This is a genomic window from Microcoleus sp. PH2017_08_TRC_O_A (genome assembly GCF_020738665.1).
GTDB lineage: Bacteria > Cyanobacteriota > Cyanobacteriia > Cyanobacteriales > Microcoleaceae > Microcoleus.
Map to the genome: position 1 here is coordinate 1 of NZ_JAEQCE010000140.1, position 10,688 is coordinate 10,688.

Annotated in this window: 8 protein-coding genes; 7 read left to right on the top strand and 1 reads right to left on the bottom strand. The window is 47.4% G+C overall.

Features of this window, described 5'->3' with window-relative positions; genetic code table 11:
* The coding region (psbD, locus tag JGK22_RS31365; protein ID WP_293193718.1) for a photosystem II D2 protein (photosystem q(a) protein) at positions 1–1,037 on the bottom strand (1,037 nt) is incomplete at its 3' end.
* 575 nt (positions 1,038–1,612) lie between these two features.
* Between psbD and JGK22_RS31370 the strand changes: the two genes are divergently transcribed.
* The 7 genes from JGK22_RS31370 to JGK22_RS31400 all read left to right on the top strand — a co-directional run bounded on the left by JGK22_RS31370 (position 1,613) and on the right by JGK22_RS31400 (position 10,638).
* Entirely contained in the window at positions 1,613–2,179 is a 567-nt protein-coding gene (locus tag JGK22_RS31370) for a photosystem I assembly protein Ycf4 (RefSeq protein WP_293186889.1), read from the top strand.
* 148 nt (positions 2,180–2,327) lie between these two features.
* Positions 2,328–3,113 carry a peptidylprolyl isomerase gene (locus tag JGK22_RS31375; protein WP_293186888.1) on the top strand — a complete coding sequence of 262 codons (786 nt, stop codon included), beginning with the start codon at positions 2,328–2,330 and terminating at the stop codon, positions 3,111–3,113.
* A 173-nt stretch (positions 3,114–3,286) separates the two neighbouring features.
* A complete protein-coding gene (locus JGK22_RS31380) occupies positions 3,287–4,543 on the top strand; it encodes a beta-ketoacyl synthase N-terminal-like domain-containing protein (protein WP_293314443.1) in 1,257 nt (418 codons plus the stop codon).
* Between the two features lie 341 nt (positions 4,544–4,884).
* Positions 4,885–5,979 (top strand): ATP-binding protein, encoded by a 1,095-nt coding sequence (locus tag JGK22_RS31385; RefSeq protein ID WP_293186886.1) that lies wholly within the window; start codon positions 4,885–4,887, stop codon positions 5,977–5,979.
* A gap of 303 nt (positions 5,980–6,282) precedes the next feature.
* Positions 6,283–8,190, top strand: coding sequence for a DNA mismatch repair endonuclease MutL (gene mutL / locus JGK22_RS31390; protein ID WP_293314445.1), 1,908 nt, complete (start codon positions 6,283–6,285; stop codon positions 8,188–8,190).
* Between the two features lie 281 nt (positions 8,191–8,471).
* A complete protein-coding gene (locus tag JGK22_RS31395; protein ID WP_293314447.1) occupies positions 8,472–9,224 on the top strand; it encodes an SGNH/GDSL hydrolase family protein in 753 nt (250 codons plus the stop codon).
* 316 nt (positions 9,225–9,540) lie between these two features.
* A complete protein-coding gene (locus JGK22_RS31400) occupies positions 9,541–10,638 on the top strand; it encodes a serine/threonine protein kinase (protein ID WP_293186883.1) in 1,098 nt (365 codons plus the stop codon).
* Positions 10,639–10,688: the final 50 nt, after the last annotated feature.

A 10,688-nucleotide genomic window follows, 5' to 3' on the forward strand; every position in this document is an offset into this window, starting at 1 on the left:
AGAACTTCTTCAGGGAAGATGAAGTTTTCGTGGGGTTGGTCGGTCGGAGCCATCCAAGCACGAATGCCTTCGTTAAGCAGAATGTTCTTAGTGTAGAACGTTTCAAACTCAGGATCTTCAGCAGCGCGCAATTCTTGTGATACGAAGTCGTAGGCGCGGAGGTTTAATGCTAAACCGACGATACCAATGGAGCTCATCCACAAGCCTGTGACGGGTACGAACAGCATGAAGAAGTGCAACCAACGTTTGTTGGAGAACGCAATTCCGAAGATTTGCGACCAAAAACGGTTAGCTGTAACCATTGAATAGGTTTCTTCGGACTGAGTTGGGTTAAAAGCTGGGAAAGTGTTAGCACCTTCGCCATCTTCAAACAGGGTGTTTTCCACGGTGGCACCGTGGATAGCGCACAACAGCGCGCCGCCCAAGATGCCTGCAACGCCCATCATGTGGAAGGGGTTGAGCGTCCAGTTGTGGAAGCCTTGCAGGAATAGGAGGAAGCGGAAAATTGCTGCGACGCCGAAACTGGGGGCGAAGAACCAGCCTGATTGACCCAAGGGGTAGAGCAGGAACACGGACACAAACACGGCGATCGGGCCTGTGAATGCGAGGGCGTTGTAGGGACGGATGCCGACTAAACGGGCAATTTCGATCTGACGCAGGCAGAAGCCGATCAGTGCGAAGGCGCCGTGGAGGGCGACAAATGCCCACAGACCACCGAGTTGGAACCAGCGGGTGAAGTCCCACTGTGCTTCGGGGCCCCACAGGAACAGCAGGGAGTGTCCGAGGCTGTTGGCTGGGGTGGAGACTGCGACGGTGAGGAAGTTGGCTCCTTCGAGGTAGGAGCTTGCCAAACCGTGGGTGTACCAGGAGGTAACGAAGGTGGTGCCGGTTAACCAGCCACCGATCGCCATGTAAGCGCAGGGGAATAGCAGGATGCCAGACCAGCCTACGAAGACGAAGCGATCGCGCTTGAGCCAGTCGTCGAGTACATCAAAGATGCCTCTTTCGTTCTCGGCGCGTCCGACTGCGATTGTCATTACGGTAAAATCCTTTTGCTTGTTAAAAGACCAAGGTTTCTAATTAAACTTAACATAACTATATATTATAAGTTCATTAATTTTCAACTAGAACAGCAGGAGTTGATACAGAATCGCGATCGTGACTGGGCGATCGCGCCAGCGGAGTGAGACTAAGGTAGGCTAGTTGAATTAAAATTTTGGTTTAAGGCTGTTTAAATTTGTCAGGAACTCTAGGCTCAAGCCACGCTCGCTTGTAAGAAATTACAAGCTGTTCTGACCAGACCCCTCGATCGCGAGGAGACGTTATTCAGGTAACGACACTCCTTGAATGCGACGCCTGTTTTGGGCTCTGTCATCTGCAATTAAACAGTTTTAAAGTCACGCTTTACAGTGTTGCAGGTCTAACAAGCCTTTATAACCAGGTCTGCACGAACATTACCCCGCAAGGGAGAAAGGATACAACTGTATCGACCTTGGAGGGGCAACCATACCCCTCCACCCCCCGAAAGGGGATTGACGGGGACTGAAGTCCCCTGCGTCGTTTTCCTTTCAGGTCTAAAGACTCTGAGTTTCCCACTTACCGAGTGTTTTTTATGACTGCAAAAACAATGACCTCGATCGATTCTGTCCTGCGCTATGAGGTTTTGGGATCTCGTCGCTTCAGCAATTACTGGTGGGCAACGGTTGTCAGCATTGGAGGGACTGGTTTCCTGCTGTCGAGCATTTCCAGCTACTTACACAAGAACCTGCTGCCTTTTGCTGACCCGACTCAGCTTATTTTCATCCCCCAAGGCATCGCGATGGGTTTCTACGGTGTCTGCGCCCTGCTGTTGGGGCTTTATCTGTGGCTGACTGTTCTCTGGGATGTTGGCGGCGGATACAATGAGTTCGATCGCAAAACAGGTAACATTCGGATCTTCCGTTGGGGATTTCCCGGCAAAAACCGCAAACTTGATTTTACTTGCAAGACATCGGACGTGCAATCTGTGCGGGTCGATATTAAAGAAGGTCTCAGCCCCCGCCGCAGCATTTATCTTAAGCTCAAAGACCGCCGTCAGTTTCCCCTGACAAGAGTCGGACAGCCCATTTCTTTGTCTGATGTGGAAAATCAAGCTGCCGAATTGGCTCGATTTTTGCAAGTGTCCCTAGAAGGGCTGTAGAGATTTGGGATTTGGGATTTGGGATTTTCGATTTGATATTGGTAATGTTTTGTAGGTTGGACGGCGGGGCGCACAAAATCGATAAATCTAGAGTGCGCCCGGCCATGTACCCGATCTGAATGAAGTGAAAGTGAAAATACAAATGCAAATGCAAATCAAAATTCAGCGGTGGTTCTTCTCACTTTTAATAATTGGCGCGCTGTTTGTCGGGGGATGCGGTAGTTCCCCTGCTGCAAACTCTACTCCGACACCAAATCCGGCGTCGGGTGAAAGCATTTCTTTGTCTCCGTCTCCGTCTCCGTCTCCTGCTGCTGTGGCGGCGAGTTCGCAATTTAGCAATTTGCCACGCTTGCAAGGAAAAGCAACGGTAGTGATGACGGTTAAAGGTACTCCGATTACGATCGAACTCGACGGCACAAATGCCCCAATTACTGCGGGCAATTTTGTCGATTTGATTCAGAAAGGAGTCTACGACGGGCTGGTATTTCACCGAGTGGTGCGGGAACCTCAGCCTTTTGTAGTTCAGGGTGGCGACCCCCAGGGCAAAGACCCTAAATTCCCTGCGTCGCGGCTGGGAACTGGGGGCTTTATTGACCCGAAAACATCTGTCGAACGCAGGATTCCTCTGGAAATTAAAGCTAAAGATGCCCCGAACCCGACTTACAGCCAAACGCTAGAACAAGCTGGGATTGCTCAGAAACCCGTGTTGATGCACACTCGCGGGGCTGTGGCTATGGCTCGATCGCAAAGTCCTGATTCGGCTTCTTCTCAGTTTTACTTTACTTTGACCGATGTGCCGTTTTTGGACGGTAGCTATGCGGTTTTTGGCTACGTGAAGCAAGGGATGGATGTTGTTGATAAGATTCAAGCGGGCGATCGGATTGATAAGGCTACTGTGACCCAGGGTTTAGAAAATTTTAAGGCTGCTAGTTAGTCAGTTGACAGTTGACAGTTGACAGTTGACAGTTGGGAGTTGGTAGTAGTTATTGGTTATTGGTAACAAGCCAAAACTAATACCTGATAACTACGCATCAACAACCAACAAGTCATAGATTACGAATAACTAATCACAACTAACTAATAACTACTGCCTTCTAACTGATACTTATGGATGTTGTGGTTACGGGAATTGGTCTTGTTTCAGCGTTGGGAAATCTGGAAAATAGCTGGAAAAGATTGTTATCTGGGGAGTCGGGAATTCGGCAACATCAACCTTTTTTAGAACTTGAACCGCAACTTTTGGCTTTGGTAGGTACAAAACCTGCTGATTTAATAAGTTTAATTTTGCCTGTTTTAGCAGATGCTTTGCAAGATGCTAATTTGACTTTGCCGATTCCTGATTGCGGAATTGCGATCGGTTCTAGTCGCGGCTTTCAGGCTAATTTGGAACTGTTGCTAAGAGAGGGGGAGAGGGGGAGATGGGGAGAGGGGGAGAGGGGGAGATGGGGAGAGGGGGAGATGGGGAGAATTGCCCAATTACCAATGCCCAATTCCCAATTCCCAATTACCAATGCCCAATTCCCAATTCCCGATGCCCAATTCCCAATTCCCGATGCCCAATTCGTGGACTTTTTGCCTCACATGGGGGCGATCGCGGTGGCGAGGGCAATTGGCTCGATGGGGCCTGTGCTGGCGCCGATGGCTGCTTGTGCGACGGGCCTACAGTCGATCGCCCGCGCTGTTGATTTAATCCGCACCGGTGAGTGTCAGCGCGCGATCGCTGGTGCTGTTGAAGCGCCAATTACACCGCTGACTGTGGCTGGATTTAACCGGATGGGTGCTTTGGCAAACACGGGCTGTTATCCCTTTGACGAAGAGCGGGAAGGCTTGGTGCTCGGCGAAGGCGGGGCTTTATTTGTATTAGAATCAAGTGAGTTGGCAAGGCGCCGCAACGCTAGAATTTACGGTCTAATTTCCGGTTTTGGGTTGACAAATGATGCTTTTCATGCTAATTCGCCGGAGTTGGGCGGGACAAGTGCGATCGCGGCGGTAAATCAATGTTTGAAACGTAGCAATTTAACGGCGGCTGATATAGATTTTATTCACGCTCACGGTACTGGAACTGATTTAAATGACCGACACGAAGCCCTGTTAATTCAGAAATTGTTTCGCCAAGGAGTTGCTGTTAGTTCGACGAAGGGGGCTACTGGTCATACTTTGGGAGCTTCGGGTGCTTTGGGCGTCGCTTTTTGTTTGATGGGTATTAAATACCAGGTGTTGCCGCCTTGTACTGGCATAAAAAAACCGGGGTTTGAGTTAGATTTTGTTCGCTGCGCCCGATCGACTTTTGTGAGAAATGCGGTTTGTTTGAGTTTTGGTTTTGGCGGGCAGAATGCTGGGATTGTGTTGTCGGGCGATCGTTAATTTTTGGTAATCGAAGGCGATCGGCATTGAAATTGCAGCATCTCTCTACAATTAAAATCTTGTGGGGGCGTGTCCGAAAGTGCGATCGCACTTCCCATTTAAATCTGAGATCAAATATCATATATATGTATTTTAGTCAATTAACTTAGAATGTTGGTGAGATTTCTGGTACCGCTGTGCTAGTCTGGCTCTCCATATCGAGGCTTACCCTTCCCTCAAAGCCAGGGATGCCAGAAAATAACAGCAAATTCCAGCAGTATTGTATTTTATTAACGCATCGATGCTTATAGCGCGAAGATAGAAGAAAGAAACAGTTTCAATTAAGCCTCAGGTATTTTCACATGGATCTGGCATCTCATCGATTTATGTCTTATTTTGAACCTCTTCAAGCTGCTCATCTGTGCCAAATAGCTGTATTGGAAAGTTTTGCTGAAGAAACGGTGGTTTTTGAAGAAGGAGAAACAGCCGATTTTTTATATCTAGTTTTAGAAGGTAAAGTCGAGTTTAGCAAGCGGATTGACAACAGTAAATATCAAACTATTGCTGTCGCTAAGCCCGACGATTTTTTTGGCGAACTCGGAGTTTTAGACGGAGAGCCTCGCAGTGCTAGAGCTGTGGCAGTTGCCGGATCGAGTTTGGCCAAAATAGGCCGCGAAGAATTGATAGCAAACCTCGAGTTTGCTAAAGGCAGTTCAGTAATGCAAATGTTTAGTTTCATTATTAAAAATTTGCGCTCTACCACGGATCAATATGTTAGCCAATTCGTACACAAACAAAAAATGGTTTTGGTGGGTGAAATGGTGAGCACAATTATTCACGATTTCAAAAGTCCTTTTACCGGAATTAAACTCTCCAGCGAAATGCTCAAAGAAATGCACCCCGATGCTGAAACTCAGGAATGGTGTGAACTTATTCAGTTGCAAGTTCAGCGAATGTTGGGGATGGCTGAGGAAGTATTAGAATTTTCGCGTGGGAACTCTGCATTAAATAAAAAACCAGTTAATCTCATCCAGACGTTGCAGCAGTTTGAAAAGTTGAACAGAGTTTATTTTGAGGCTGCAAAAGTAGACTTAGTGCTGGGGGTATCAGAAGTGATAGTGGAAGCTGACGACAATAAGATTTTGCGAGTTTTACAAAATTTAGTTGGGAATGCTGTTGAAGCTTTTGGCGGACGCGGGGGCCGAATAGAGATTATGCTGACAGAAAGTGAGGATTGGGCAGAAATTAGCATTTATGATAACGGCCCTGGCATTCCGCAATCAATCAAGGACAAGTTATTTGAACCGTTTATAACCTATGGCAAGCGGACTGGTACTGGCTTGGGAACGGCGATTGCTAAGTCGATTGTTGATGCTCACAAAGGGGAAATTAGTTATGAGTCGGAAAACAAAAAAGGAACCACTTTTTACATCCGCTTGCCAAAAGTCATCAGTTAGTCTGTGGAGTTTAAGTAATGTTTGTTTGTCACCACCGACTTCAATCAATCATTTAATCGATTTGAGATTGTTCGACTTCCTTCGGCTCCCTTCGGCTACGCTCAGGACAAGATGCTCAGGACAAGTTTGAGATTGGATAGTTGCCCCCACAAGTGAATCTGGGAGCTTGAACTTTTGTCTAAAATGTTGGGAACATCTACGACTTAACTATGTGGAACATTACCAGTTTTTGGGCGGATCGCGATCGTGTGTATGGAGTGGCAGAATCAGGTATAATTGAATTAACGAACCGCTAAAAATCTGATGCCAGTTACTATTCAAACCTTACCCGCAGAAGTTATCGATTTAATTGCCGCAGGCGAAGTTATTGACTCGATCGCCGCTGCGGTACGAGAATTAGTAGAAAATTCTCTGGATGCTGGCGCAACTCGCATCGTTGTGTCTGTTTGGCCCGAACAATGGCGGGTGCAAGTTGCCGATAATGGTACGGGAATGGATCGGGAAAACTTGCAGCAGGCGGCTTCGCCTCACAGTACGAGCAAAATTACCACGGAAGCTGACCTTTACAAAATTGCTACTTTGGGATTTCGCGGTGAAGCTTTGCACAGTTTGGCTCAGTTGGGCTGTTTGGAGGTTTTGAGCAGGCCCAACGATTTGGGATTCGGAGATTATTGGGAAAATCGACAGTCTGCGGAAACCCCCCCTAGCCCCCCCTTAACAAGGGGGGGAGTTGAGAAGTCATCTTTGAACCAGCCGGGAGTTGAAAATGCTCGATCGGGCTGGCGGGTAGTTTACAACAACGCTGGGGAAGCTGTGGAGCTGGAAACAGTGGCAATTGCTCCGGGCACGGTGGTGACTGTGGCTAATTTGTTTGGCAATTGGCCCGTGCGCCGCACTTTTTTGTCGCCGGCACAGCAAATGCGATCGATCCAATCAATCCTCCAGCAAATTGCAATTTGTCACCCCTACGTTAATTGGCAGTTGCGCCAAGCAAATGCGCCTTGTTTTTACATAACTTCGGCGAGCACAGCGGAACAGATTTTACCTCAGTTTGTGCGCGGCGTGCGATCGAGCGATTTACAATATTTAAAGTTAGATTTGCCTGCGAGTCCTGAGAATCAGAAAGCTGCAATTTTTTTGGTAGAAACTCAACTTGTGGGAGCTACAAACAACCACAATTATCAATTCCCAATGCCCAATGCCCGATGCCCAATTCCCAATTCCCAGTCTTTGGAGTTAGTAATTGGTTTGCCCGATCGCTGTCACCGCAGGCGGCCGGATTGGGTTAAGGTGGCAGTAAATCGGCGGGTTGTGCGATCGCCCGAAATAGAGCAAACTATTCTCAGCGCCTTCGCCCGCACTTGTCCGCGCGATCGCTATCCCGTGTGTTTTGTTCACCTACAACTCTCCCCCTCGGAAATCGACTGGAACCGCCACCCGGCTAAAGTGGAAATTTATCTGCACGATCCGAGTTTTTGGCAAGCACAAGTTGGCGCGGCAATCGATCGGGCTTTGCACCTGAATGATGAGGTTTTAGCAGATCCTCCAATTCCCGATCGCGTGGGACAGTTGTTGAAAGCATCAGAACAAAAAAGTGCTTACAGTGTGGGGACTTCAGCTCGAAAGAGTGATGGCGGTGACGAACAGACAACAGGTCGTAAAATAGGATTGATGGAACTGAGGGCGATCGCTCAAGTTCACAATACTTACATTGTTGCAGAACACTCTAGCGGAATGTGGTTAGTCGAACAGCACATCGCTCACGAGCGCGTTTTGTACGAACGTATCTGCGCTGATTGGCAGCTAAAATCTCTAGAAAAACCAGTGATTCTCAGTCAATTATCTGCCCTGCAAATTGAGAATTTGTCCCGCTTGGGTTTGGAAGTAGAAAGTTTTGGCGAACAGTTATGGGCGGCACGGGAAGTACCGGATTTATTGGTCGATCGAGATGACTGTGCGGATGCGCTTTTTGAACTCAGTAAAGTCGCAGATTTGCAAGCTGCTCAAGTTGCTACTGCTTGTCGCAGCGCTATTCGCAATGGTACTCCTCTCAATCTTTCCCAAATGCAAAATTTGTTGGATGAATGGCAGCAAACTCGCAATCCGCGCACTTGTCCGCACGGCCGCCCGATCTATTTTGCGTTGGAAGAATCGACTTTGGCTCGGATTTTTCGCCGCAGTTGGGTGCTTGGAAAAAGTCACGGGATTTGAAGGTTAAAAGTTATGCTTTAAGATTCGCGTTACATACAGAATTGTTTTTTTTGAACCGCAGAGGGCGCAGAGAACGCAGAGAGGAAGAGAAGAGAGAAGAAATGTTTCAGAATTTGATTGTAGTGAGGAATGCAAGTCGGCATCAGACTAGAATAAAATAAAGAAAATTTTTTTGATAATCGTTTGTAGTGAGCATTTTGACCCGCAAAAATAAGGACTGAAGTCCTCACTACAAACCTTTTTTAGATGACAATAATAGATTGTGCGTTGGGAAGAAAAAAATGAAAAATGTTTTTATATTTTCGATTGTGTTAAATGTAGTTTTGCTATCTATTATCTTAATCTACACAGGGAAGCGGGGCTATTTGGGCAGAATTTTGGTAATGGCGAATGCAAATTATCTGGAATTGCCGACGGATACGCTGAGTTCTCAGTCTTGGTGGCAAGATGAGGTAAAGTATCAAGTTGCTGTGACTCAGAATACGCAGATAAAAACTTGTTTTTTTGGAGATTCCATCACTTCGATGCTGGGGAATAATCTGGGTGACAATTCTTTCAATTTTGCGATTTCTGGCCTGACTGCGATTTCTCAGTTGGAACAGCTTAAGTTTTTAACTGCTGCTCAAGTTAAGTGCGATCGCGCGATTGTTGCTCTCGGGACAAACGATGCTATTTACAGAACTATGGACGGACAATTTGTGAAAAATATGCGGCAAATAATTAGCACTGTCAAAAAAGATATGGGGGCGAAACAGGTGATTTTGATGCCAGCTTTTTATTCCACTATTGAGGCCAGTCGCGATATTACTGTTGCTGCTCCGATTCCGAGAGTCGATAAGTTTAATCAGTTGATTCGCCAGGTTGCTGCTGCTGAAAATTTATCAATTGATGAAGCTGGTTTGCAGCCGTTATTTGAAGGTAAAGCTTTGAAGGCTAATTTGACTTCGGATGGCGTTCACCTCAATGCTGATGGCAAAAAAATCTATCGTGAAGCTTTATTAAAAATAGTGGCTTTTTTAGGAATGAAAATTTAATAACTTACACTTTGATGATTGTTGTGGGATGGGCGTCCCGCCCGTCCTTTCTGCACGGGCTCTCCCGCCCATCCCACAAATTTCTATTCCTTAGATAAAAAGGATTAACAGAATGACCGCAATATGAGAATTTCTGTCTCGTTTGTGTGGCCGATCGCAAACTAAATTCTAAAACCCTTGTCTAAAAGGCGATCGAATCGTTAAATTTCGTTAAATTCCATTGCAAAGCTATCCCAAATATCCCTGAACTTGGGTTCGTCGCGCATACTGAAAGAATCCACCATACACCAATTCTTTCTTAAGGAAATCTGTCATAATGGATGGCGATAAATGCCAAAAATCGGGTTGTACGGGAACGATCGAGGATGGCTATTGTGATGTCTGCGGCATGGCTGCCGTTAAAACCGCTGAACGGCTGCTTTCCTCCCCTCTCCCCACTGCATCGAACGCGAGCTTATCGAGAACCAATTCACCCACAGCCAGTACGCCGACGGGTTCATCCTCCGCAAGCAGCCGCAGTTCCCGGCGCACGGGTAGCGCCTCTAGAAGCAGCCGCAAACAATTAGGTGCGGGATTGGTGTCGATTCCGGAACTCCCTTCCACTGAACCGGAAAAGGCGCTGCTTGTAGAAGCCGTCGTCCCGGAAAACAAACGCTTCTGTTCCAGTTGCAACAACGCTTTAAGTCGGGAAAGAGGGTTTTGTCCGAAGTGCGGTCATAAGTATTCCTTCGTTCCCAGCCTCAAACCAGGCGATCGCGTCATTAACCAGTACGAAGTCAAAGGTGCGATCGCCTACGGGGGACTCGGCTGGATCTATTTGGGATTTGATAGGAGTCTGTCGCGCTACGTCGTTCTTAAGGGGTTGCTCAACACGGAGGACGAAGCCAGTGCTGCCGTTGCTGTAGCCGAACGCCAATTCCTCGCCTCTGTCAAACACGCCAACATCGTTGGGATTTACAACTTCGTCAACCACCTCAACGAAGGCTTCATCATTATGGAGTACGTTGGAGGTCAGACGCTCAAGGAGATTCGCAAGACGCGCGGAGTGTTACCTGTTGCTGAAGCGATCGCCTACATTCATCGCATTCTCGGCGCTTTTGCCTACCTGCACGCGCAAGGTTTAGTTTATTGCGACTTCAAACCGGATAACGTCATGCTCGAAAGCAATGACGTGAAACTGATCGATATGGGTGGGGTGCGGCGCATTGACGACTTAGATGGGGACATCTACGGAACAGTGGGGTACAGCGCACCGGAAGCAGGAGAAGGGCCCACTGTCGTCTCGGATTTATTCACGATCGGCCGCACCCTCGCCGTCTTGGTGACGAACATTTCGGGCTTCAGCAAACAACACCAGTACAAGTTACCGCTCGTAAAAACCTGGACAAAGCTACCCAAAAGTAGTCAATGTTAGACATCTACGTTGGTAATTTTAGTCCACAGTCCTAAAACTACAGGAATAAA

What these genes read in the sequence shown, in the direction of transcription:
- JGK22_RS31370 (WP_293186889.1), top strand. Translation starts at nt 1,613, where the DNA reads ATGACTGCAAAAACAATGACCTCGATCGATTCTGTCCTGCGCTATGAG.
- JGK22_RS31400 (WP_293186883.1), top strand. Translation starts at nt 9,541, where the DNA reads ATGGATGGCGATAAATGCCAAAAATCGGGTTGTACGGGAACGATCGAG.
- JGK22_RS31385 (WP_293186886.1), top strand. Translation starts at nt 4,885, where the DNA reads ATGGATCTGGCATCTCATCGATTTATGTCTTATTTTGAACCTCTTCAA.
- JGK22_RS31395 (WP_293314447.1), top strand. Translation starts at nt 8,472, where the DNA reads ATGAAAAATGTTTTTATATTTTCGATTGTGTTAAATGTAGTTTTGCTA.
- JGK22_RS31375 (WP_293186888.1), top strand. Translation starts at nt 2,328, where the DNA reads ATGCAAATCAAAATTCAGCGGTGGTTCTTCTCACTTTTAATAATTGGC.
- JGK22_RS31380 (WP_293314443.1), top strand. Translation starts at nt 3,287, where the DNA reads ATGGATGTTGTGGTTACGGGAATTGGTCTTGTTTCAGCGTTGGGAAAT.
- mutL (WP_293314445.1), top strand. Translation starts at nt 6,283, where the DNA reads ATGCCAGTTACTATTCAAACCTTACCCGCAGAAGTTATCGATTTAATT.